This is a genomic window from Chitinophaga jiangningensis (assembly GCF_900142605.1).
Classification (GTDB): domain Bacteria; phylum Bacteroidota; class Bacteroidia; order Chitinophagales; family Chitinophagaceae; genus Chitinophaga; species Chitinophaga jiangningensis.
On record NZ_FRBL01000001.1, the window covers coordinates 592,532 to 617,312 of the forward strand.

The following is a 24,781-nucleotide window of genomic DNA, read 5'->3' on the forward strand; positions in this document are numbered from 1 at the left end:
TAAAAATATATCAAATATACAATCAATTAATTTATAACAAAATCATCGACTGCACTGATTTTTCAGTTTGCAAATAAAAGAAAAACCGGGCATAAAAATGAAATGAACAACTACAGCGGGTTTACGAAATTTATTTCGTCCCAAAAGAAAAGGGGTCACGGCCTGCGGCCGTGACCCCTTTTCTTTCGATCGTGTGCCTTCGGCACACGATCGAAAGAAAAAAATGATTTATTGGCTACCGATGCGCAGTGATTATCTGCCGATCAGCTTCAGGAACTCATCGCGGGTGGTACCATCTGCGAATTGTCCGCTGAAAGCGGAGGTGGTGGTAATCGAATTTTGCTTTTGCACCCCGCGCATCATCATGCAGAGGTGTTGCGCTTCGATTACAACGGCTACGCCTTGTGGCTCCAGGGCTTCCTGGATAGCATCCAGGATCTGGTGGGTAAGGCGCTCCTGTACCTGCAGGCGGCGGGCGAAAACGTCCACTACGCGTGCAATTTTGCTCAGGCCGGTGATATAACCGTTAGGGATATAGGCAACATGCGCTTTTCCGAAGAAAGGCAGCATATGGTGTTCACACATCGAATACAACTCAATATCCTTCACTATAACCATTTCACTGTATGCTTCGGTGAACCGTGCACCCAACAGGATTTCCTTAGCATCCTGCTGATAGCCCTGCGTTAAAAACTGCATGGCTTTGGCCATACGTTCCGGCGTTTTTTCCAGGCCTTCCCTCTCCGAGTCTTCTCCCAACAGTTCCAGGCATCGCTTGTAATTATCCTTCAGATCGGCCGTGATCTTTTCGTCATAGCTTTCAATCTTATTATACGCCATCCTTATATGTTTTAGTTCGAAAATTGCTTGCGGGGGCCACGAAGCGTGGTTACTTGCCTCCGTAGTATTCCACGTAGATGCGCGGAGTTTCGTACAGCTTAATGCAATGCAGCATTACTTCAGCTGGCAAATGCTGCGATAACTGATCCCAGATGGCGATAGCCAGGTTTTCAGCAGAGGTAAACTTACCTGCCATGAAATCCACGTCCATATTGAGATTGCGGTGGTCAATCTTTTCAATGACTACATCCTTAATGATTACTCCTAAAGTTTTGGCATTGAAAACGAATCCTGTTTCAGGATCAGGATTGCCTTTTATCGTAACGTGCAGTTCGTAATTATGTCCATGCCAGTTTACATTGGCGCATTTTCCAAATACCTCTTCGTTCTTTTCTGCACTCCAGTTCGGGTTAGATAACTTATGCGCGGCATTAAAGTTCTCTACTCGCGTTAAATAAATCATTATTGCAACAAAATTTTCGCAAAAATACCACTATTCCGCGAGGGAATCCAATTATCCTTATTCCTGTCAATTGTTTTACACTTCAAAAACCTGATTTTACCGTACTTTTATCGCATGAAAATATTGGTTACAGCGGCTACTAGCCTGGAAATAAAGCCCTTTCTGCAATACCTGGAGCAACACAGCCAGCAGGTATCGGATTACCGGTTCAGATTAACCGGATGCGAGGTAGATGTGCTCATCGCCGGCATCGGCATGATGCATACGGCTTTCAGCCTTGGTAAATACTTTACCCTGCACACCCCGCATGTGGCCATACAGGCCGGTATCTGCGGTACTTTCCGCAAGGACTGGCATCTTGGCGCCGTAGTGGCCGTTGAAAGTGAACACCTGGCCGACCTCGGCGCGGAGGACAATGATCAGTTTAAAGATTTATTTGATATCAATCTCTGGAAGGAATCCCAGCATCCATTCACCGGCACCAGCCTGGTCAATACTTTTCATGCCTGGCCACTCGCCCTGGAACTGCCCGCCGCCACCGGCGTATCCGTGAACCGCGTTAGCGGCAGCGCCGCCACTATTGCACAACTGGAAGCTAAATACCAGCCCGATACCGAAAGTATGGAAGGCGCCGCCTTTCACTATGCCTGCCTACAGGAAAACATACCCTTCCTTCAAATAAGGAGTATATCTAACTACGTGGAAATCAGGGATAAATCCAAATGGCAAATACCTACTGCCGTTAAAAACCTGAACGATGAACTTGTGCGCACCGTAGAAGAACTCTGTGCCCACTATACTACCGTAACAAAAAACTTCTGATATGAATTTAACGCTCGGCTTTTCACCATGCCCGAATGATACCTTCATCTTCGACGCACTGGTGAATAATAAAATCAATACGAACGGCTTTAGCTTTGACACCCGCCTCGAAGACGTTGAAACACTCAACAACTGGGCTATCCAGGGCAAACTGGATGTAACAAAACTCTCCTTTGCCGTATACCTGAAAGTTAAAGATCAGTATGATCTGCTCAACAGTGGCAGCGCTCTCGGTCGCGGATGCGGTCCACTCCTCATCTCCAAAGAACCGCTTGCCCCGGAAGAGGTAAAAAATAAAACCATTGCCATTCCAGGTGAAAACACTACCGCCAACCTCCTTTTCTCTATCGCCTTCCCGGAAGCAAAAAACAAGAAGATCATGGTGTTTTCTGACATCGAAAACGCTGTGCTGAACGGGGAAGCTGATGCAGGTGTAATCATTCACGAAAACCGCTTCACCTACCAGCTAAAAGGCCTCAAAAAGGTGATGGACATGGGTGAATATTGGGAACAAACGACGGGTAACCCTATCCCGCTCGGTGGCATCTTCATAAAAAAAGATATTGCACCTGAAAAACGTGCCGCACTCGATCAGCTTATTCATGAAAGCCTGCAGCACGCTTACAGCCAGTACCCGGTTCTGTCCGACTACGTGAAATCACATGCACAGGAAATGGATGAAGCGGTGATGCGTCAGCATATTGATTTATATGTAAACCAGTTTAGCCTGGACCTGGGCGAAGAAGGACATAAGGCCGTGGATGCCCTGATGGCTGCTGCCAAACGATAATCTTTGCTTATTTGCCTGCGCCTTCGGCGCAGGCAAATAAGCAAAGATCCGGGCCTTTCGGCCCGGATCTTTGCTTAAATCACTTCAACGCTTTGGCATACACCTCCAACACCCGCTTCCTTGCCATCTCATGCGACACAATCGGCTTCACATACTCAAAGCTCTCAAACTCCGGCACCCACTTACGTATATATTTTAAATCCTTATCAAACTTCTGCGTTTGCAACGTGGGATTAAACACCCTGAAATAAGGCGCCGCATCACAGCCTGAACCGGCCGCCCACTGCCACCCGCCGTTATTCGCCGCCAGATCATAATCCAGCAGCTTCGCAGCAAAATAAGCCTCGCCCCATCGCCAGTCGATGAGCAGGTGCTTTGTTAAAAAACTCGCCGTAATCATACGCACCCGGTTATGCATATAACCCGTTGCATTTAACTCCCGCATACCGGCATCCACAATCGGATAACCCGTTTGGCCTTCGCACCAGCGCTTAAACTCCACCTCGTTATTTCTCCATGGAATCTTATCATAATCCCTTTTAAATGAATGTCCTACCACATGCGGGAAATGCCAGAGAATCATCTGGTAAAACTCTCTCCATACCAACTCATTCACATAAGTAGCATTCAATGCCAGCGCCTCTTTCATCAGCTGCCGGATACTCACCGTACCGAAACGTAAATGCAGCCCCATCCTCGATGTACCCTCCTGCGCCGGAAAATCGCGGGTTTGATCGTAGTGCGCAACAATGGCTTCGTTCAATTCTGCAGATGGTAATGCCAAGCCGGATGGCTGAAAACCGATAGCTGCCAGCGTTGGAATATCCGTGGCTGCCGCCTTAAAGAGGTGCGACATATAACGCCGTACCGGATAGGGCTTCAGGTGAAAAGGCGTGAGCACCTGCTGCCATTTTTTACTGTAAGGAGTAAATATCGTATAGGGCTCTCCGTTATCTTTCAGTACTTCATTTTTTTCCAGTATAACCTGGTCCTTGAACGTCAGCAAACCGATGCCTTCCAGCGCCAGTTGCTTAGCTACAGCGGCATCCCGCTGCCTCGCATAAGGTTCATAATCATGGTTGGTATATACTGCTCCTATCTGATATTTACCGGTCCAATAGCGGAACGCTTCCTCCGGTGTGCCGATAAAGACTTCCATATTAGCACCATAATTACGCAGCTGCCGCTGTAGCTGCACCAACGTCCGGTGGATGAAAGTAACCCTTGCATCGGTTTTATCTTCCAAATCCCGGAGAATATTGGTATCAAAAATAAACACCGGTAATACCGGCCTGTCCGACTTCAAAGCATGATATAATGCTGCATTATCGTCCAGCCTGAGATCACGGCGGAACCAACATAAATTAACAACAGGAGCTGCCATTTAAAGAATATTTTCGTGGAGGAGTTCGTGTAAAACCGCAGCAGTGGCATTGCCATAACTGCTATCCCTGAAAGTGCCTACCCAACGGATTCCGTATATCGCATTGGTAAGAAAAATTTCATCGGCATTTTCCAGGTCTTCAATTTCCAGGGGCCTTTCCTGAAAATGATAAGGGAGGTCGGCCTGTAATAAATACTTGCGCATTACCCCACATACGGGACCTTCGGTCAATGGTGGGGTGAATATCTCCTTACCCTTTACTATAAACACATTAGCGATAGTACTATCCGCTATACGGCCGTAAGGATTCAGGAGTATAGCCTCATTCAGCCGGTGCTGGCGGGCATACATGGCGGCCATTACGTACGATAAACAGTTGTTGGATTTAATCGATGACAACTTATCCGCACTCTTCTTCACATCCGGAAAGATATCTGTTACCAGGCCGGATTCATTTAGCTCCAGCACGGATTTGCTGAGCTCCCAGGCCTGTATCACATAGTTGGGTAAATTATTAACCGGATCATACAGGCCTCCATCAGAACGAAATACAGCAATGCGCACCCGCGCGAGGTCATCGTATTTATTTCTGGCGCACAATTCCAGGATAGACTCTATGAAAAACGTTTTAGTAAATGAAGGAGGAATATCAAAATGCAGCAGGTGTAAGCTGGCCATGAGTCGTTCATAGTGGAGATCGGCCAGCAGCACAGTTCCCTGGTACACCTTCAGCGTTTCAAAAAAACCGTCACCATATCTGAAAGAACGGTTGTCTGCTGTAAAAATAGGCTCTCCGGCAGGTATAAATTTGCCGTTATAACAAAGGAATCCAACTTGCACTTCAATGACTTTTAGCAAGTTGTAAGTTACCCAATAATTCCCGATTTAGATAAGTTGAGATGCAGCTTTTTTGTTAAAGCTGAATGTCTGTTTTTTGTAACAAAACGGCTGCATCTCAACAAAAAACTACTTACGTTGTAATCCGCCAAAACGAACGCCAATAAAGAAATCCGCCTGATGTGCACCACCGGCCAGCGCCGTCAGCACACTACCGCTACCCAAAAATAACGGACCTACGCGGAAGCTCGCTCCTGCATTAAACTTCGTCAGTGTATTATAGCTAAGTGGGAGGAAGAATCCGAAGATGCGGCCATCGTATCTTGGTGTTACCGTCAGCCCACCGAAGTATTGACTGTTAAACGCTTTTTTCTTCAGCGTAGCCAGCGAAAACTGACCGTTTGCATTCACAAAAAAATGCTGCTTGATATGGTAATCCGCATCGAGCTGTAAACGGCCTGGCAAGCTCACACTATACGTTGTGCTTTCGTTATTACCATCCGGTGTAAAATACTGTGGATATTTGTTCAGCGCTGTCTTGTAGTCATCAATGCTCACCCCGTCCAGACTGCTCAGGTAGAAGTTCTGGTTAGCCGGAATGTTGATATTGAAAGTGCCGCTGCGCTGTACATCTCTCTCATATTTAATACGGCCAATATCAGATAACGACACGCCTACACGAAGTTTGTAATCCTTACTGTCGCCCGGGCGATATTCATACACTGCACCCAGCTCAAATCCAACGCCATGGCCTACAAATCGGGTCAGGTCACCGGCTTCAAAATCGGTAAAGCTGATACCTGCGAAATTGGTACCGATCTTACCGGTAGCATTGGTCAGTGCAACATCCTGTGCCCCTTCATCTTCTATCAATGTCCCATGCAGGTTGTCGATTTGCAGACTTCCGTTACCAACGCCGGTCATGTATTTGATGGTCACGCCACCTTTTACATAGTGCGGGCCCAGGTGAATAATTTCCCTGGCAGTGGAGAGATTATATTCCACCCAGCCATTCATGCTCACGCGCATTTTGTCGTTAGAGGTAATGGTGTACGGCAACTCCGGATCATCGCTAAAGTCGCTGGACACTTTATCCGCCAGCTTACCGTTGAGGTCAGCAATGTTAGCCATCACCCTTGCTCTGCTCGTAAATGCGAAGGTGAAATGCTTCACTTTAAACATAAAAGAGGGCAGGTACACCTGCGCATTCACCAGGGCTTTTGTGGTACCGCTGTTAGCGCCAAACAGCTGGCTTTTCAGGGTATCTTCACCAAGGCATCACCGATGTTACTCAGCTTGTATTTCACTTGGTTATTACCCACGTGGGCGTTCACACCAAAAATGCTCACATCCCAGTTATACCGGCCGTCGGCAATGTTGGCGGGGTTGCCATACACACTGTAAACACCTGCATAATTACTGGAACGAAATCCGGGGAGATCCTGTGCATGCGCGGCTACAGTGCTGCATGCCAGGAAAAGAAAAGTAGAAATTCTCTTCATAGGTCGTGTTAGGTTTAGGATAAATGTGGGCGCAAGGATAATGGTTTTATCGCATTAAACAAAATCACACTATGTATATATGTATCAAGAAAAGATGGGTGGTCAGGGCCTGCGGCCCTTACAGAACGCAAAAGTCCCGTGCCGAAGGCATGGGACTTTTGCACAGGAAACGCTGTTTTCCTTATATCTTCATTTCCGGCACTTCACCATGTACAACCAGGCGACCGGCTGTTTTAGCTTTAATTTCCTCTGTGCTCACACCGGGAGCTCTTTCCAGCAGCAGGAAGCCATCAGGGGTTATTTCCAGTACAGCCAGCTCCGTTACGATTTTCCTTACACAGCTAACGCCGGTAAGGGGCAGTGTACAGGCAGGCAGCAGCTTACTTTCTCCTTTGGGATTGGTATGCATCATGGCTACTATAATATTGCGTGCGGAAGCTACCAGGTCCATGGCGCCGCCCATACCTTTCACCATTTTACCGGGAATTTTCCAGTTGGCGATATCACCTTTATCAGATACTTCCATCGCACCAAGCACGGTAAGGTCCACCTTACCGGCGCGGATCATACCAAAGCTTTCTGCGGAATCAAAGAAGCTGCCACCAGGCAATACGGTAACGGTTTCTTTACCGGCATTGATGAGGTCTGCATCTATTTCTTCTTCTGTAGGATAAGGTCCCATGCCCAGCATGCCGTTTTCTGACTGCAGCATAATGCTGATACCGGATGGCACATAATTGGAAACAAGCGTAGGTATACCGATGCCTAAATTCACGTACATACCATCCTGCAGTTCCTGTGCAATTCTTTTGGCGATGCCATATTTATCAAGCGCCATAGTTTAGATTTTTACCGTTTTACGTTCAATCCTTTTTTCATAATTGCTTCCCTGGAAAATGCGGTGCACATAGATTCCGGGCACATGGATCTGGTCAGGGTCCAGCTCACCGGGCTGCACCAGGTGTTCTACCTCTACGATAGTAACATTACCTGCTTTAGCCATTGGTACACTGTAATTACGGGTAGTTTTGCGGAAAACGAGATTGCCCATGGTGTCGCCTTTCCATGCTTTCACAATGGAAAAATCAGCGTGCAGCGCCATTTCCATCAGGTAATGCTTGCCGTCAAATACGCGTACTTCCTTACCTTCCGCGATTTCGGTACCATAACCGGCAGGGGTGAAAAAGGCGGGAATGCCCATGCCTGCCATCTGGATGCGCGTGGCCAGTGTTCCCTGCGGAATCAGGTCCACTTCCAGCTCTCCGGCCAGCAGCTGCCTTTCAAATTCCGCGTTTTCGCCCACGTAAGACGACATCATCTTTCGAATCTGGCGGGTTTTCAATAACAGTCCCAGGCCAAAATCATCCACACCGGCGTTGTTGGATATACAGGTAAGATCTTTAATACCTTTTCGCACCAGTGCAGCAATACTGTTTTCAGGAATACCACATAAACCAAACCCTCCCAGCATCAGCACGGCTCCATCTCCTATGTCGCGTATGGCCTCGTCTGCATTTGCGAATACTTTGTTCATGTTTTGGTGTTTTTCTTTTATTTCTGACGTTTGATAAATGGCTTGGTGGTATCGCTGTTGGCCGAAATCAGGATGGCCTTTTCTGCATTCGGGAAAAGGGTGCGCAGGCGGTAGGCTACCGGGGCCGACAGCTGGCCCATGTCCGGGGCTTTATTTTTTCTTTCGGTGAGATTAGCTGTTACCTGGTTCAGTACAGCCGTGAGTTTATCCGGATGTTGCTCGTACCAGCTGTAGCTGTTGTAAAAATCTTTTACGGATATCTGGTGCAGATCCAGTACCTGTTTTGAGTAGACTTTAATTTTTTCCTGGCGCAGGGAATCGTAGCTGCCGGGATTGTTATTCACCACAAAGTTGTTACCATAGGCTTCCGCAATGGTCAGGTCCGCAAGGACGGCACTCATTTCTTCCGGCTTCATGATATTCCCGGGAATACGGTCTTTATCGCCACAGGCGAACAATACTACCAGGAATGCGACTACACTGAGTTTCTTAATATAATGCATGTTAATGGCTGCGTTGTAGAAAGCGTAAAGCTATCAACATTTGCTGATAAAATAATATAAGCGGCAGCAGTGCTATCGCATCTGCTGGTATTTTGCGGCGTTGGGGATGTCCATCTTTGCCAGCATTTCTGCGGCGCGTGCTTTTTCCTGTGGCATGGCTTTAGAAAATATCTTCAGCAGCTCATCTCCTTTGGCAGAGTAGAACGTCTGCATCAGCATGGAGTTGGGTACATCCTGGTAGATGGCATATAGCAGGTTAATGCAGTTCATGATGGCGCCGCGGCCGGTGTTTACGTCGTCATACATGAGATCAAGTCCCATACGGTGGTACTGGTACATCACATCGTGGAAGTTGTTGAACTTCACGTTCAGCAGGTTATCGGTGAGCCAGTAGCGGTTACGCTGACTTTCAAAGGCTTTCCAACCTGATACGTCCTTACCGTCCGGCGCATTATTTACTACGTTCTGGGCTTTTTTGAAGAAGGCATCCCCTCCTCTTGGCGAGAAGGAATCGGCATCCAGTCCCAGCATCACATAGGCGTAATACGCAAAGATGGCGGTGAGGTTGGCTGCCAGCGGATCGCTGCCGGCAACGCGGTTATCATTGAATTCCATTGGCTGGAATTCGGTGTAACGAAACAGTACGTTGTTATCCTGGATATTGAGCAGGCTGGTCACATAGCTGGCGTTGTATACCGGGCGGGTGGCCTGGATGGTGAGCGTACCGCGATAGATATCGGAGCTGACTACCCCGGTGAGGTTCAGCATGATATTGCATTCGATGCGTTCAGCCGGGGAGTAGGCATCGCTGGCCCAGTGGCGGTTGTTGATAAACTCTTTAAGGGAGTTTTGCAGTGTGGTAAAGATTTTCTTATCCACACCGGTCAGCTGGGTGGCCACTACAGTTACGTTGGCGCGGAACTCCTGGGCGTTGGCAAACAAGGTTGCACAGCATAGGAGCAGGAATACGGAAAAGCGTTTAAGCATTTTGCAGTTCTATTATAGCTGAAACAATGTCCTGGGCTACCTCCTGTTTCGATTTGAGGGGCAGGCTTTTTTCGCGGCCTTTGCGGTCGAACAGGGTTACCTTATTCGTATCATAGTTAAAACCTGCACCCGGGTCGGCCAGGGAGTTCATCACGATCATATCGAGGTGCTTTTCCCTGAGCTTTTTGAGGGCATATTCTTTTTCGTTGTTTGTTTCCAGGGAGAATCCAATGAGCATTTGCTGTGGTCCTTTGTTATTACCCAAAGTACGCAGGATATCGTGCGTTTTTTCCAAAGGTATATTTAACTGTACCTCTCCTTTCTTGATCTTTTTATCGGCTACCTGTGCCGGGCGGTAGTCGGCTACGGCGGCGGCGGCCACTACCAGGTCGGACAGTGGGTAGGCGGCGATTACGGCATGGAACATTTCTTCGGCCGACTGCACCCGGATCGTTTCCACGCCGGCGTGGTTGGTGCTGAGGTGGGTGGGTCCGAGGATCAGCTTCACCTGTGCGCCGGCATCGGCGAGCACTTCGGCGATGGCGATGCCCATTTTCCCACTGGAGTGGTTGGAGATGTAGCGCACCGGGTCGATGTGTTCGATGGTTGGGCCAGCTGTTACCACGGCCAGTTTGCCGGCGAGTGGTTTAGGGGAGCCGGACTTGCTGAAATGGCGGCGGAGGAATGCGAGGATTTCTTCCGGTTCGGCCATTCTGCCTTCTCCTACGAGGCCGGAGGCGAGCTCGCCATTGGCTACGGGGATAAGAATATTTTTATAAGAGATGAGTTTTTCGATGTTATAACGGGTGGCCGGGTGGTGCCACATGTCTTCGTCCATTGCGGGTGCAAATATCACCGGGCAGGTGGCGGAGAGGTAGGTGGCGAGCAGGAGGTTATCGCAAAGACCGTTGGCCATTTTGGCGATGGTATTGGCGGATGCCGGTGCGATGAGCATCACATCAGCCCATCGGCCGAGGGCTACGTGATTATTCCAGCTGTCGTGGTCACTGATCTGAAGGGGTACTTCATTTTTGGAGAGGGTGGCGAGGGTGAGTGGCGTGATGAAGCCGGCGGCTGCCGGGGTCATGACAACTTTCACCTGGGCTCCTTCTTTTACGAGGAGTCGCACGATGGTAGCGGCCTTATAGGCGGCAATACTACCGGACACGCCGAGCAGTATTTTTTTGCCGTGTAATATCTTAGTAGTGTCCATGGACGTGTATGAAACAAAAAAGCGGCAGAAAAATATCTGCCGCCATGAAATTAATATTTTTATTTATTCCCGTAACGATTAGCTGAACAGGTCATCATCGTTTTTACGGAAATAGATTTTGTTATCCAGAAATTCGTGCGTAGCCTGGATCGCTGGGTTAGCCAGTCTTTCGTAAAAGCGGCTGATTTCGATCTGCTCTTTGTTTTCGTGCACTTCTTCGAGGTTGTCGGTATGACTTGCAAACTCTTCCAGTTTGGAATGGAGCTCCTCTTTCACGGAAATATTGATCTGATTGGCGCGTTTTGCGATCACGGCAATAGACTCATATAAATTCCCAGTTCTGTTCTTAATATCGGTAGTATTTCTGGTTTCTACCCAAGGATTAAGGCTACTGGTTAGACTTCGCTTTATTTTGCTCATTTTCCAGAGTTTTAATGTTTGATTGCGCTAAGGTATAAAATTTTTCGGCATCAGGCTTCAGTTTACTATTTGGATAGTGGTCATTGAAGTCAAGATATTCCGATACTACGGTTTCATATCTTTCCTTTTGCTTATCCATTACGCTGTTTTTGGCGTAAGAGTAGTAAGCTTTGATAGCCATTACTTTATAGCTGTCGGACTTATCGGAATCAGGGTAGTTACGCATGAGACCTTTAAAGGCGATACCGGCAGCTTTGAAGTAGCCGAGGTTATAATATAATTCGGCTGCGTTATATTCTTTTTTTTCCAGTTTGCGGCGGCAGAGTTCGATTACCAGGTTGGCTTCGGCTACTTTAGGAGCGGAAGGGTAGTTGTTCACGAACGTTTGCATGGCGGCAATGGCTTTGGTGGTGTTGGTTTGGTCCAGCGACACCTTAGGCGACTGCTTATAGTAGCAATAGGCCTGCATATAGTCTATTTCTACTGCTCTCGGGCTGTTTGGAAAGAGGTCCAGGTAGTTTTTGAAGTTAAAACCGGCCTGTACGTAGTCTTTCAGGTAGTAAGAGCAATAAGCCATATTGTAGTAGAGTCCTTCGAACTTGTCGGTACCTTTATACACCTGCATGAGGTCGCTATACAGCGTAAGCGCAGTATTGTATTTTTTCTTCTGGTACATTTTATCGGCGTATGCCAGCTTCTTTTCAAAGTTATTGCTTTTTTCTATCCTACGTAACTCGTTATTACAGGAGGAGAAAGAAATTGCAGCAATCAAAAGGACACCGATGAACAATAAAAATTTCCGCATAAAAGAGTGGCAAAATTAAGAATTAAATGTAAATGTAAGGTAGAGAGATTTTCGTTGCTGTTAAAATTTTGCAAAAGGGCCGAATAAGTCGACAAACTGGCAAAAATTAATGGTGATTTAAAAAAAGAAATGAGAAATTCAAAAAAAATTTTTTGATGATAAAATTTTAACGGGGGTGCCGGAACGAATTAGAATTAAAAACTAAGTATAATTTCAGATGACCCGAAAAAAAACCGGGAAATATTTGTCGCACCAATTGCAGGTCCATGGCCTTATTTGCCTCAGGCTCATCCCTCAGTTAAACTTATTAACACATTGCGCACACCCATCCCAGAGAAATCCACATCTCCCTACACATAAACCCCTATAAAATCAACACCTGTGGCCTTTTGTTCCTGTGGAAAAAATTTATAAAGCATTTTTTCGTTAAAAAGTGGGAAAAAGTGTTATTTTGTGTTAGAAAATGGATTTCAAGGACTTTACCCCATGGTATGACTGGTTTTCTCGGTGAATACGAAGCAACGCTGGACGCAAAAGGGCGTTTTCTGCTACCTGCCGGATTCAAAAAGCAGGTTCAGGAAAGCGCTGGAGGACAGTTTGTGATTTGCCGAGGGTTTGAGAAATGTTTGTCCCTGTATCCGATGAATGAATGGCAGCCCATTTTCGAAAGAATCAGTAAGCTGAATGACTTCGATCCGAAGGTGAGAGAGTTCAAGCGTTACTTTCTCAACGGGGCTACCATACTGGAGCTGGATAGCGCGGGAAGGTTGCTGGTACCTAAAAACCTGCTCTCTTACGCCAATCTGGAAAAAGATATTATTCTGGCTGCGGCCACCAATAAAATCGAGATCTGGGATAGTGGTAAATACCAGGAGTTCTTTGAAAATTTCTCACCAGCAGCCTTCAGTGATTTGGCACAACAGGTTATGGGCGGAGGAGATAACAACAACACAATTTAAATCTGTAGCGTATGGGCGAACAGCAATATCATTTACCTGTTCTGCTGCAGGAGACAACGGAGTTACTTCACATCAATCCATCCGGAACATATGTGGATGCTACGTTTGGAGGCGGAGGACATTCAAGAGCCATACTGGAAAGACTAGGTGAAAACGGCAGACTGATTGTGTTTGATCAGGACGAAGATGCTTACCGTAACAGGATTATAGACGACCGCGTCACTTTTGTACAACAGAACTTCAGGCACCTGCAGCGTTTCCTGAAATTACATAAAGCAGAGCCTGTAGATGGTATACTGGCAGATCTCGGCGTATCCTCCCATCAGTTTGATACTGCAGAAAGAGGATTCAGTATTCGATTCGACGCCGATCTGGACATGCGTATGGACACCAGAACCGACCTCACCGCCGCTAAATTGCTGGCAACATGGTCCGAAGCTAAACTACATCTCCTGTTCCAGGAATACGGAGAAGTAACCAACTCGAAAACACTGGCCCAAACCATCGTCAAAAACAGGAAAGCACACCCCATGCGTACCATTGCAGAGTTCAAATCTGTAATCCAACCCATCGTAAAGGGTAACCCGCAGAAATACCTGGCCCAGGTCTTCCAGGCACTGCGTATAGCCGTTAACGATGAGCTGGGAGCTTTGAAAGATTTACTGTCACAATCCGCTGAAGTACTGAAACCAGGCGGAAGACTCGCTATCATCACCTTCCATTCACTGGAAGACAGAATGGTTAAGAACTTTATGAAATCTGGCAGTTTCGAGGAAGCACAAGACGATCCGTTTGGCTTGGAAACACCCCCTAAATTGTTCAAATTAATCACAAAAAAGCCGGTTACCGCCAGCGACGCAGAACTGAAAAACAATAGCAGATCCAGAAGTGCAAAACTGCGTGTAGCCGAAAAAAACTTGTAGCACAGCGCCTTACAACGCAGCTCCAATCCTATCATTCCTATTCACTGTGAAGGCTTTAACTGATGATGGCGTAGGCGTCTATCCATTTCATAATCCTTAAAAAGCATAGCGCGTGTCCGAGGAAGAAATTATCGATAAAAACCAGGAGGCCCCCAGCGAAGATCATATCCCTTTGCAGGAACCTAAAAAGGAATGGCGGCTCCGCATCAACTATTCAATGCTGGTGCAGAACATGCCCCGTATCCTTTTTCTTGCTGCCCTGGCGCTTATCTATATCGCCAACAGCCACCTCGCTGAAAAAAAAATACGCCGTATCAATCAGCTTAGCAAAGAAATCAAAGAGCTTAAGTGGGAATATATCAACGTGAAGAGTGAGCTCATGTTCCAAAGCAAAATGAGTGAAGTCAGCAAATCCGTAGAGCAACTGGGACTCAAACAACTGAACTCCCCCCCTCGAAAAATTGTGCTGAAAAATGAAACAGAAAAAAATGATTAACACATTGATACCTGATACTGCCCGCCCTTACATATCTGTATAGGCGGGGATGCTGGTAAATATCATATGGCAAGCATCTCAATAAAACCGCCAGTGTCAGGTATCATACTTAATTATATCTCCCCCTAAAGGGAGCTAACAACAAAAAAGTGGATGTAAAAAAAGACATATTATGGCGAGTTTATCTATGCGTAATAGGCATGGCGCTGTTCAGCGTCGCTATACTCGCTAAAGTCTTTTATATCCAAAACGTTCAGGGCAGCTACTGGAGAAGTATCGCAGACAGCCTGCATACCAGATACGTAGCCCTCGACGCCGACAGAGGTACCATCTATTCTGAAGAAGGAAGAATGCTCTCTTCCTCTATCCCCTATTTCGATATCAGAATAGATTTTGCCGCAGACGGACTAAGAGATAAACAAGGAAAAGTCTTCAGGGAAAACCTGGACTCCCTTGCCCTATGCCTCTCCCAGCTGTTTAACGACCGCTCAAAAGAGGAATACAAAACACTGCTCAGAGAAGGGTACAAATCTAAAGACCGGTACTTCCTCCTAAAAAGAGATATACCGTTTAACCAGTACCAAACCCTGAGAACATTACCGATGTTCCGGCTCGGCAAAAACAAAGGTGGTATGATCGCTGAAACCAAAAGTAAACGCATCAACCCCTTTAAACTGCTTGCCAACAGAACCATCGGACTCGCCCGCGAGAATTCACAAAGCGTAGGCCTCGAAAGAACCTACGACGAATACCTCAAAGGTGTTACCGGTAAACGCCTCATGCGCCGCATCGCTGGCGGAACTTACGTTCCCGTGCAAGGCTACGATATCGAACCGGAAAACGGACGCGATATCGTCACCACCATCGATGTAAACATGCAGGATATCGTGGAAACAGCCCTCATGAATATGATGGTGCAAAATGAATGTGACCACGGCACCTGTATACTCATGGAAGTGAAAACCGGAAAAATTAAAGCCATGGCTAACCTCGGCAGACAACCGGACGGCAGCTACTGGGAAAATATGAACTACGCCCTACAGGTAGGTGAACCAGGTTCGGTATTTAAACTGGCCACCGTTATATCTGTGCTGGAAGATAAATACGCCACCATGAACACCATGGTCGACATGGAAGGCGGTAAATGGCGTGTAGGCCGCAGAACGGTTTTCGACTCCGAACCACATCCTGGTCCGCAGAACGTAACCATCAAACACGCGTTCGAACTCAGTTCCAACGTAGGTATGGCCAAACTCGCCGTGCAGTTCTACGGCAAAAAACCAAATAGTTTCGTCAACCACCTGAAAAGGCTGAAACTCGATACTATCACCGGTATTGACCTCGTAGGTGAAGGACGCCCGATCATTAAAAATACGTCCGCACGCACCTGGTCCAATACCACCCTCCCGTGGATGGCCTTCGGCTATGAAGTGCTCGTGAGCCCGCTACAAACAGCCATGCTGTACAACGCAGTAGCCAACAACGGGAAAATGATGAAACCCTACCTCGTCAATTCCATCATGGAATATGGCCAGGTAGTCAAACAATTTGAACCAACGGTAGTAATGGACAGCATCTGCTCCCAGACTACCCTCCGCCAGGTACAAGCCATGCTGGCAGGGGTAGTCACCAACGGAACAGCAAAAAAACTGCAAAACCAATACTACACCTTCGCCGGAAAAACCGGTACCGCCCTCGTTGCCAACGGCAGCCGAGGGTATGCCGATAAAATCTACCAGGCATCATTCGCAGGGTACTTCCCCGCTAATGATCCGCAGTACACCTGTGTGGTAGTAATAAAAAACAAACCGCATGCACTCCGCTTCTATGGCGCCAGTGTAGCGGGTCCTGTGTTTAGGGAAGTAGCGGATAAACTCTATGCACTCGCCGTGGAAAAACAGGCACCCATGCAGGCAAATGTCAAACTAGACACCATGCTGGCCATGAAAACAGGGAAAGCTGCAGAATGGAACGAAATACTCCATACACTGCAACTCCCCGCCGCCGCCCTCCCAGCCGCTAATGCCTGGGTAAGCGCGAAAGTAACAAACCAGAAAGTGAACTTCCAGCAGGTAACGCAACAACGCGGCGCCGTGCCGGATGTAACCGGAATGGGACTCAAAGACGCACTGTACCTGCTCGAAAATGCAGGCCTCCGTGTAGTAGTTAAAGGCGCCGGCAAAGTGAAAACACAATCACTGGCAGGCGGAACTAAAATTGGAAACGAACAAACCATCGTAATAGAACTCAGCTAATGAAGACGCTGCGCGACATATTATACAACGTAGGCATCACCGCCGTTCAGGGTAATACGGATATTACCGTGAACGCGATTGCAATTGATTCACGAGCCATTGGTAAAAACGATGCTTTCATCGCCGTTAAAGGCGTTCACGCAGATGGTCACCAATATATCGACAAAGCTGTAGCACAAGGCGCTACCGCCATTATCTGTGAAGAGATGCCGGCAAACATTGCCGACAATATCACCTATGTACAGGTGAAAGACAGCGCCACCGCCAGTGGTATCATAGCAGGCAACTACTATGATAACCCCAGCCACCAGCTCAAACTCGTGGGCGTTACCGGTACCAACGGCAAAACAACCATCGCCACCCTGCTGTTTCGCCTGTTCACCAAAATGGGCTACCACTGTGGACTACTTTCCACTGTGCAAAATCAGATAGGCGATACCGTTATACCGTCTACCCATACCACCCCGGACCCTATCAGTCTCAATGAACTGCTGGCCCGTATGGTGGCAGATGGCTGCCTGTACGCCTTTATCGAAGTAAGCTCCCACGCGATACACCAACACCGCATCGCAGGTCTTCAGTTCGCAGGAGGCATTTTCAGCAATATCACGCACGATCACCTGGACTACCACAAAACTTTTGATGAGTACATCCGCGTGAAGAAATCGTTCTTTGATAACCTGCCCGCCGGCGCTTTTGCACTCACCAACCTCGACGATAAAAGAGGTAACGTAATGCTGCAAAATACCAAAGCCCGCAAAGCAGGATATAGCTTACATACCCTGGCCGACTTCAAAGGAAAAATCCTTGAAAACAACCTGACAGGGCTGATCATGTCCATCGATGATACCGAAGTACACTTCCGCCTCATCGGTGAATTCAACGCCTATAACCTGCTGGCAGTATACGGTGCCGCCAGGTTACTGGGAGAAGATAAGTCCAAAGTACTACAGGCACTCAGTGATGTACAAGGCGCCGAAGGCCGCTTCGATTACTTCGTGTCCGACAAAGACCAGATCATCGCTATCGTTGATTACGCACACACGCCAGACGCACTGAAAAATGTACTGGCCACCATACAAAACCTCCGCAAAGGCAATGAACAGCTGATTACAGTAGTAGGTTGCGGAGGCGACAGAGATACCACCAAACGCCCTATCATGGCTGATGTGGCAGTGGAAAGCAGCGACAAGGTTATCTTCACTTCCGATAACCCCCGCTCCGAAGACGCCACCGCCATCATCGAAGAAATGGAAAAAGGCGTACCCGTGCATCTCAGGAAAAAATATCTCGCCATCGTCGACAGGAAAGAAGCGATTAAAACAGCCGTTTCCCTCGCCGGTAAAGACGATATCATCCTCGTAGCCGGTAAAGGCCACGAAAAATACCAGGAAATCCATGGGGTCAAACACCCCTTCGATGATAAAAAGGTATTACACGAGATGATGACAATGCTCGAGAAGTAACGAAAGTGCAGTTGATGTAAATTATTTGAATAACTCAATGACTTAAAAACCTGTAACACCGCTATGGCAGGGTGAAACAGGTACGACTAAAACTATATGTTATATTATTTTTTAAATTATCTCAAAACAGAATTCAACATCAGCGTAATCGGCGGTGGAATGTTCCAGTTCATCACCTTCCGTGTTACCATGGCACTGCTATTGTCGCTGGTGATCTCCCTGCTTTTGGGTAAACGTATTATCAGATTGCTCCAGCGCCGCCAGATCGGGGAAACCATCCGCGAACTCGGTCTGCAGGGAGAAAATTCCAAGAAAGGCACCCCAACGATGGGTGGCCTGATCATCTTGTCTGCCATCGTTATTCCTACATTATTATTCGCACAGGTGGCCAACGTATACATCTGGCTCATGCTGCTGAGCACCGTGTGGCTCGGACTGATCGGCTTCCTGGACGATTATATTAAAGTCTTTAAGAAAAATAAAGAAGGCCTTGCCGGCAGATTCAAAATCATGGGCCAGGTAGGCCTGGGGCTGATCGTAGGATGTACCCTGTATTTCAACAACGATGTGGTGGTATCCCGCGAAGTAGTAGGACCTAAAAAAATCGCCGCCTACGAAAGACCGGTAAAAAACCATCCGGAAAGAGTAACCCGCGATGGACACAGATTTGTGGATGTGAAAACACCCATCACCACCATCCCGTTCGTAAAAAACCATGAGTTCAACTATTCCAAACTGATCTCCTGGATCCCCGGTGCTGAAAAGTATACCTGGGTACTTTATATCCTGATCGTAATTTTTGTAATCACCGCCGTTTCCAACGGCGCCAACATAACGGATGGACTAGATGGCCTGGCAACGGGCGTTTCGGCGATTATAGGGGTAGGCCTCGGCATCTTCGCCTATGTATCCGGTAATATCCAGTTTGCCGAATACCTCAATGTAATGTACATCCCCTACCTCGGGGAATTGTCCATTTTTATTGCGGCGTTCGTCGGAGCCTGCGTAGGCTTCCTCTGGTATAATGCTTATCCGGCACAGGTATTTATGGGAGATACCGGTAGCCTCGCCATCGGCGGTATTATCGCATCGCTGGCATTCATCGTGCGCAAAGAGCTGCTGATCCCCATCTTCTGCGGCGTATTCCTGGTAGAACTGGTATCCGTAATGGTACAGGTGTCCTACTTCAAATACACCAAAAAGAAATATGGCGAAGGAAGACGACTGCTGAAAATGTCGCCCCTCCATCACCATTACCAGAAACTGGGTTACCACGAAAGCAAAATTTCCGTTCGCTTCTGGATCGTAACCATCATGTGCGTGGTATTTGCCATCGCTACATTCAAAATGAGATAACAGTATTATTAATATATCAAATAACGTAGAAGAATAAACGAAATGGCACATAAACTGATCATATTAGGAGCCGGAGAAAGTGGAATTGGCGCGGCCTTGCTGGGTAAACAGCAGGGATATGAAGTTTTTGTGTCAGACGGAAGCCCGATAAAAGACATTTATAAACAGGAACTGGCGGTTAACCAGATACCATTCGAAGAAGGTCATCATTCCTGGGATATCATACTTGGCGCAGATGAAATCGTGAAAAGCCCCGGTATCCCCGAAAAATCTGAACTGATGAAAAAGGTGCGTGAAAAAGGCGTATCCGTAATTTCTGAGATTGAGCTGGCCTACCGTTTTTCGACAGGTAAAAAGATTATTGCCATCACTGGCAGCAACGGCAAAAGCACCACCACCGCCCTCACCTATCACCTCTTCAAAAACGCAGGTTATGATGTGGCCATGGTAGGTAATATCGGTGTAAGCTATGCCCGCCAGGTGGCCACCGCACCAGCGGAGTATTATGTGATTGAAGTTAGCAGCTTTCAGCTGGATGACATTAAGGAGTTCAAACCCAATGTAGCCATCCTGCTGAACATTACGCCTGATCATTTGGACCGGTACGAGTACAAAATGGAGAATTATGTGAAGTCCAAATTCAGGATTGTCATGAACCAGACCCAGGACGATACATTCGTCTACTGTGAAGATGATCCCGAGATCATGCAGCATTTACCGCAGCAACCCATTAATTCAACATCAATACCTTTTACCATCATGAAACGACTGAAAGCAGGCGGCTATGTCGACAACGACCAGTTGCACATAAAGGTAGACGAAGACCCGGTGATAGTCAGCATCTATGACCTGGCGCTGAAAGGAAAACACAATCTGTACAACTCCATGGCAGCCGGCATCGCCGGTAAAACAATGGGCATCCGCAAGGAGAAAATCCGCGAAAGCCTCACCAGTTTCAAAAGCCTGGAACACAGAATGGAATATGTAACCACTGTCAAAGGGGTGGACTTCATCAACGACAGCAAGGCTACCAACGTCAATTCAGTCTGGTTCGCGCTGGAAAGCATGGAAAAGCCCATCGTACTGATCATGGGTGGTGTGGATAAAGGCAACGACTACAGCGCTATCCGCCCGCTGGTGCAGGAAAAGGTGAAAGCCATTGTATGCCTGGGCGTGGATAACAAACCGATAGAAGAAGCCCTCCGCAACGACACACCGGTGATGGTAAACACCACCAGCATGAAGGAAGCGGTCACCACCGCGCTCAAGCTGGCAGCAAAAGGCGATGTGGTACTACTCTCCCCGGCCTGCGCCAGCTTCGACCTCTTCAAGAATTATGAAGACAGAGGCCGGCAGTTTAAAGACGCTGTCAGAGAGTTATAATATAATGGGTTAAAAGGTATTGTAACAGTCACGAATAAACGAATATGAATAATCTGCTCTATAGAACCAAAGGCGATAAAGTTATCTGGACGATAGTGATTTTCCTGTCGCTGGTTAGCCTGCTGTCGGTATATAGCGCAACCGGATCACTGGCCTATCGCGAAAGAGGCGGACATACAGAGTATTATCTGCTGAAGCAACTTTCCGTACTGGTGATGGGACTCCTGATCATCTATTTTGCACACCGGGTAAACTATACGATTTACTCCCGCGTAGCGCAGGTAGGCTTCCTGATATCCATACCGCTGCTGGTATACACGCTGGCATTCGGTTCCAATATCAACCAGGCCAGCAGATGGATCAGCCTCCCGATCATCAACCTCACCTTCCAGACATCAGATGTAGCCAAGCTCTTCATCTTCATGTATGTAAGCAGGCAGTTATCCAGAAGACAACATATCATCCAGGATTTCCGAAAGGGATTTCTTCCGATAGTAATACCGGTAGGCATCATCTGCCTGCTGATCATGCCGGCCAATATGAGTACGGCTTTACTGTTAGGTGCCAGCTGTATGATCCTCTTCTTTATCGGAAGAGTACCGGTAAAATTCCTTGCCGGCATGGTAGCAGCAGGAGCGGTAGGTGTAGTCATGCTATTCCTTATAGCCCAGCTAACAGGAATGGAAATGCGTACCAAAACATGGCAGAAGCGTATTGACAGCTTTTTACATGACGATCATACGGAAACACCTTACCAGGTGCAACAGGCAAACATTGCCATCGCCGGCGGCGGTATGATGGGAAAAGGCCCGGGTAACAGTACGCAACGTAACTTTTTACCACATGCCTATTCAGATTATATCTACGCTACGATCATTGAGGAATACGGGCTCGTGGGAGCTTTCCTGATCCTGGCAGCTTACATGCTGCTATTGCTGCGGAGCATCCGCATCTACCGGCGATGCCCCTACGCTTTTGGCGCCTTCCTCGCAGTGGGCCTGAGCGTCACTTTAGTGATACAGGCACTCACCAACATGGCGGTAAACGTACACCTCTTTCCGGTAACTGGGGTAACACTGCCGCTGGTAAGTATGGGTGGATCGTCCGTCATCTTTACCAGCCTGGCCATCGGTATTATCCTGAGTGTGGCCAGAAATGTGGAAGAGATGGAAGGTAAACAAGCAGAAAAAGAAAGACTTGAACGTGTAATGGCTGCCCGTGAAAACGAAGCAGTAGCATAATTAAACAGATAAAAAAGTAACAACAGCACAGATGCAACGCAAAATTATCATAGCAGGTGGCGGCACAGGAGGACATATCTTCCCGGCGATTGCCATTGCCAATGCGTTGAAAAAGATTCAACCGGACACCGAAATCCTCTTCGTGGGCGCCAAAGGTAAAATGGAGATGGAGAAGGTACCGCAGGCAGGCTATCGGATTGAAGGACTGGAAATAGCAGGATTCAACAGAAGCAATCTTTTCAAGAATATATTGCTGCCATTTAAAATCTGGAAAAGCCTGCGGCATGCAAAGGCCATCATCAGGGAATTCCAGCCGGATGCAGTAGTAGGCGTTGGCGGTTATGCCAGCTTCCCTATCCTGCGGGCAGCACAGCGGATGCAGATTCCATCCCTGATACAGGAGCAGAATTCATTTGCCGGCAAATCCAACAAAATATTGGGGAAGAAGGCAAAGAAAATATGTGTGGCGTACGATGGCATGGAACGTTTTTTCCCGGCGGACAGGTTGATTTTAACAGGTAACCCGGTAAGGAATAATATTACCCAGTCGGCCGTTACCAAAGAAGATGCGCTGAAGCATTTTGACCTGGCTACCGGCAGGCAAACGGTGTTTGCCGTGGGTGGCAGCCTGGGGGCTAAAGCCATCAATGAAGCACTGGTGCCTTTGCTGGCAACTTTTGTTAAGAAAGACATTCAGTTACTCTGGCAAACGGGGAAGCCGTTTTACGAAACTGCCAAAGCTGCTGCAGCCCCTTACGCATCTCATGTAAAAGTCCATGAGTTTATCAATGTAATGGATTTTGCATATAAGGCGGGAGATGTAGTGCTTTCCAGGGCAGGTGCGCTGGCCATTGCTGAACTGTGCATTGTGAAAAAGCCCGTCATCTTTGTTCCTTACCCCTTCGCAGCGGAAGACCACCAGACGTCCAACGCTATGAATCTGGTAAACAAAGAAGCTGGCCTGCTCATCAAAAATGATGCGGTTGGAACAGAGCTGGAAAGCGTGCTTTTCAGTCTCCTCCAAAACAAGGCGTTAATGGAGAAAATGGAGCATAACATTGGTACTATGGCGCATCCGAATGCTGACATGGACATTGCCCGGCAGGTACTTGGCATCATGCAGTGATAGGTTAGCATCGACCTAAAGTAACGCAACCGGAAGAAGAATTATGCAAATAATCTTCAGAAAATATTGAAAATAAAAATCTTAAACAGATATATCAGCGTATATCTTCCGTTATAGAGAGAATATGGATTTGAATAACATACATAGGGTTTATTTTATCGGGATCGGCGGAATCGGAATGAGCGCCATTGCACGCTACTTTAATGAAAAAGGCGTGAAAGTGAGTGGCTATGACCGTACGCCAACAGTGCTTACCAGGCAGCTGGAAGCAGAAGGTATGCAAATCCATTATACAGATGATGTGAACCTGCTGGACAGGGATACTAACCTGGTCGTATACACGCCGGCCATTCCGGCAACACATACAGAGCTGACCTGGTACCGCAATAACAATATCGAAGTGGTGAAGCGCAGCGATGTATTGCAGGAAATCACCCGCTCCCTCTTTGCCATCACCGTAGCAGGCACCCATGGAAAAACCACTGTTTCCACCATGATTGCTCATTTGCTGAGAGACAGCGGTTACGGTTGTAATGCATTTCTGGGAGGCATCAGTGTCAACTATGATAAAAATTTTTGGAGCAGCGATAAACAGGTGGCAGTGATTGAAGCAGATGAATACGACCGCTCGTTCCTGAAATTAAGTCCTGATATCGCGGTACTGACTGCCATGGATGCAGACCACCTGGATATTTATGGCACACCGGAGGCGATGGAAGACGCTTTTATTCAGTATACGCACAATATTAAACCAAATGGCACGCTGATTGCTCGTTTCGGCCTTCACCGTGATAATGAACTGAATGCGACCAACAAATTGCTGTACAGTTTACAAAACGATGTTGCCGATGCCTACGCCAAAAACATCCGCATGAAAAACGGCGGTTATGAGTTTGATGTAATGCATAAAGACTGGATGATTGACAATCTGGAACTGCACATCGGCGGCATGCATAATGTGGAAAATGCTGTGGTGGCAGTCACCGTAGCGCACCTGTTAGGCATCAGTACGGAAAAAATCCGTGCAGCACTGAGTTCTTTCAAAGGTATCAAACGCAGGTTTGAGTATGTGGTAAAAAATGATCACCAGATTTATATTGATGATTATGCACACCACCCTGAAGAGTTGAAAGCGCTGATCACCAGCGCCAAAGCCCTCTTCCCGGGAAGAAAAACCACCGTTATCTTCCAGCCGCACCTGTTTAGCCGTACCCGTGACCTGGCGGATGGTTTTGCATCCAGCCTGTCGCTGGCAGATGAGGTGATACTGTTACCCATCTACCCGGCCCGTGAATTACCGATTGAAGGAGTTAGCAGCGAGATGATTGCCGGTAAGATTACCGTACCGGTACGCATCCTGCAGAAAGAAGAAGTATTACAATGGTTGAAGTCAACACCCGTACCATTGCTGATTACAGCAGGTGCAGGCGATATTGACCAGCTGAAAGAACCAATAAAGGAAATTTTATAATAGTG

25 protein-coding genes are annotated in these 24,781 nt (G+C 47.4%); 12 read left to right on the forward strand and 13 right to left on the reverse strand.

The annotated features are described in order from the left end of the window. Window positions 1-252 precede the first annotated feature (252 nt). A complete protein-coding gene (folE, locus tag BUB18_RS02360) occupies window positions 253-840 on the reverse strand; it encodes a GTP cyclohydrolase I FolE (RefSeq protein ID WP_073077619.1) in 588 nt (195 codons plus the stop codon). 49 nt (window positions 841-889) lie between these two features. Continuing rightward, window positions 890-1,303 carry a 6-pyruvoyl trahydropterin synthase family protein gene (locus tag BUB18_RS02365; RefSeq protein ID WP_073077622.1) on the reverse strand — a complete coding sequence of 138 codons (414 nt, stop codon included), beginning with the start codon at window positions 1,301-1,303 and terminating at the stop codon, window positions 890-892. A gap of 114 nt (window positions 1,304-1,417) precedes the next feature. Between BUB18_RS02365 and mqnB the strand changes: the two genes are divergently transcribed. Beyond that, complete coding sequence (gene mqnB, locus BUB18_RS02370; RefSeq protein WP_073077625.1) at window positions 1,418-2,125, forward strand: futalosine hydrolase; 708 nt, start codon at window positions 1,418-1,420, stop codon at window positions 2,123-2,125. 1 nt (window position 2,126) lies between these two features. Continuing rightward, window positions 2,127-2,915 (forward strand): 1,4-dihydroxy-6-naphtoate synthase, encoded by a 789-nt coding sequence (locus tag BUB18_RS02375; RefSeq protein ID WP_073077628.1) that lies wholly within the window; start codon window positions 2,127-2,129, stop codon window positions 2,913-2,915. 79 nt (window positions 2,916-2,994) lie between these two features. Here the strand turns inward: BUB18_RS02375 and BUB18_RS02380 are convergent, their stop codons facing one another. The 11 genes from BUB18_RS02380 to BUB18_RS02430 form a co-directional block, all read right to left on the reverse strand. Further along, the gene (locus BUB18_RS02380) at window positions 2,995-4,299 is read right to left on the reverse strand and encodes a cryptochrome/photolyase family protein (RefSeq protein ID WP_073077631.1); all 1,305 of its coding nucleotides are present in this window, start codon (window positions 4,297-4,299) and stop codon (window positions 2,995-2,997) included. After that, window positions 4,300-5,139: an aminotransferase class IV gene (locus tag BUB18_RS02385; RefSeq protein WP_073077633.1), complete on the reverse strand. Its 840-nt coding sequence runs from the start codon at window positions 5,137-5,139 to the stop codon at window positions 4,300-4,302. 126 nt (window positions 5,140-5,265) lie between these two features. Then, on the reverse strand, window positions 5,266-6,396 hold the full coding sequence (locus BUB18_RS02390) for a DUF5723 family protein (RefSeq protein ID WP_317043087.1): 1,131 nt from the start codon (window positions 6,394-6,396) through the stop codon (window positions 5,266-5,268). Continuing rightward, on the reverse strand, window positions 6,393-6,638 hold the full coding sequence (locus tag BUB18_RS02395) for a hypothetical protein (protein ID WP_073077639.1): 246 nt from the start codon (window positions 6,636-6,638) through the stop codon (window positions 6,393-6,395). The genes BUB18_RS02390 and BUB18_RS02395 overlap by 4 nt, the downstream gene beginning before the upstream one ends. Before the next feature lie 181 nt (window positions 6,639-6,819). Further along, complete coding sequence (locus BUB18_RS02400) at window positions 6,820-7,476, reverse strand: 3-oxoacid CoA-transferase subunit B (RefSeq protein WP_073077657.1); 657 nt, start codon at window positions 7,474-7,476, stop codon at window positions 6,820-6,822. Between the two features lie 3 nt (window positions 7,477-7,479). Next, on the reverse strand, window positions 7,480-8,172 hold the full coding sequence (locus tag BUB18_RS02405) for a CoA transferase subunit A (RefSeq protein ID WP_073077659.1): 693 nt from the start codon (window positions 8,170-8,172) through the stop codon (window positions 7,480-7,482). Window positions 8,173-8,189: 17 nt separating this feature from the next. Then, entirely contained in the window at window positions 8,190-8,675 is a 486-nt protein-coding gene (locus BUB18_RS02410; RefSeq protein ID WP_073077661.1) for a DUF4296 domain-containing protein, read from the reverse strand. A 72-nt stretch (window positions 8,676-8,747) separates the two neighbouring features. Beyond that, entirely contained in the window at window positions 8,748-9,662 is a 915-nt protein-coding gene (porD, locus tag BUB18_RS02415) for a type IX secretion system protein PorD (protein WP_073077663.1), read from the reverse strand. Continuing rightward, entirely contained in the window at window positions 9,655-10,875 is a 1,221-nt protein-coding gene (gene coaBC, locus BUB18_RS02420; protein ID WP_083549276.1) for a bifunctional phosphopantothenoylcysteine decarboxylase/phosphopantothenate--cysteine ligase CoaBC, read from the reverse strand. The genes porD and coaBC overlap by 8 nt, the downstream gene beginning before the upstream one ends. Before the next feature lie 78 nt (window positions 10,876-10,953). Continuing rightward, window positions 10,954-11,295, reverse strand: coding sequence for a DNA-directed RNA polymerase subunit omega (locus tag BUB18_RS02425; RefSeq protein ID WP_073077665.1), 342 nt, complete (start codon window positions 11,293-11,295; stop codon window positions 10,954-10,956). After that, window positions 11,264-12,100: an outer membrane protein assembly factor BamD gene (locus tag BUB18_RS02430; protein WP_073077667.1), complete on the reverse strand. Its 837-nt coding sequence runs from the start codon at window positions 12,098-12,100 to the stop codon at window positions 11,264-11,266. The genes BUB18_RS02425 and BUB18_RS02430 overlap by 32 nt, the downstream gene beginning before the upstream one ends. A 491-nt stretch (window positions 12,101-12,591) precedes the next feature. On the opposite strand from BUB18_RS02430, the gene mraZ reads away from it, so the two are divergent. From mraZ to murC, 10 genes are all read left to right on the forward strand, one after another. Beyond that, window positions 12,592-13,059: a division/cell wall cluster transcriptional repressor MraZ gene (mraZ, locus tag BUB18_RS02435; RefSeq protein WP_073077669.1), complete on the forward strand. Its 468-nt coding sequence runs from the start codon at window positions 12,592-12,594 to the stop codon at window positions 13,057-13,059. 11 nt (window positions 13,060-13,070) lie between these two features. Beyond that, on the forward strand, window positions 13,071-13,982 hold the full coding sequence (rsmH, locus tag BUB18_RS02440; RefSeq protein ID WP_073077671.1) for a 16S rRNA (cytosine(1402)-N(4))-methyltransferase RsmH: 912 nt from the start codon (window positions 13,071-13,073) through the stop codon (window positions 13,980-13,982). Between the two features lie 112 nt (window positions 13,983-14,094). Next, window positions 14,095-14,478 (forward strand): FtsL-like putative cell division protein, encoded by a 384-nt coding sequence (locus tag BUB18_RS02445; protein ID WP_083549277.1) that lies wholly within the window; start codon window positions 14,095-14,097, stop codon window positions 14,476-14,478. Between the two features lie 200 nt (window positions 14,479-14,678). Further along, the gene (locus tag BUB18_RS02450; protein ID WP_245805603.1) at window positions 14,679-16,733 is read left to right on the forward strand and encodes a penicillin-binding protein; all 2,055 of its coding nucleotides are present in this window, start codon (window positions 14,679-14,681) and stop codon (window positions 16,731-16,733) included. Next, the gene (locus BUB18_RS02455; protein WP_073077675.1) at window positions 16,733-18,199 is read left to right on the forward strand and encodes a UDP-N-acetylmuramoyl-L-alanyl-D-glutamate--2,6-diaminopimelate ligase; all 1,467 of its coding nucleotides are present in this window, start codon (window positions 16,733-16,735) and stop codon (window positions 18,197-18,199) included. The genes BUB18_RS02450 and BUB18_RS02455 overlap by 1 nt, the downstream gene beginning before the upstream one ends. A 96-nt stretch (window positions 18,200-18,295) precedes the next feature. Next, window positions 18,296-19,555, forward strand: a complete 1,260-nt coding sequence (gene mraY, locus BUB18_RS02460; protein ID WP_073077677.1) for a phospho-N-acetylmuramoyl-pentapeptide-transferase — start codon at window positions 18,296-18,298, stop codon at window positions 19,553-19,555. A gap of 42 nt (window positions 19,556-19,597) precedes the next feature. Continuing rightward, entirely contained in the window at window positions 19,598-20,938 is a 1,341-nt protein-coding gene (murD, locus tag BUB18_RS02465) for a UDP-N-acetylmuramoyl-L-alanine--D-glutamate ligase (protein WP_073077679.1), read from the forward strand. Between the two features lie 44 nt (window positions 20,939-20,982). Beyond that, window positions 20,983-22,179 (forward strand): FtsW/RodA/SpoVE family cell cycle protein, encoded by a 1,197-nt coding sequence (locus tag BUB18_RS02470; protein ID WP_073077681.1) that lies wholly within the window; start codon window positions 20,983-20,985, stop codon window positions 22,177-22,179. Window positions 22,180-22,210: 31 nt separating this feature from the next. Beyond that, window positions 22,211-23,305: an undecaprenyldiphospho-muramoylpentapeptide beta-N-acetylglucosaminyltransferase gene (murG, locus tag BUB18_RS02475; RefSeq protein ID WP_073077683.1), complete on the forward strand. Its 1,095-nt coding sequence runs from the start codon at window positions 22,211-22,213 to the stop codon at window positions 23,303-23,305. Window positions 23,306-23,429: 124 nt separating this feature from the next. Next, entirely contained in the window at window positions 23,430-24,776 is a 1,347-nt protein-coding gene (murC, locus tag BUB18_RS02480; protein ID WP_073077685.1) for a UDP-N-acetylmuramate--L-alanine ligase, read from the forward strand. The last annotated feature ends 5 nt before the right edge of the window (window positions 24,777-24,781 follow it).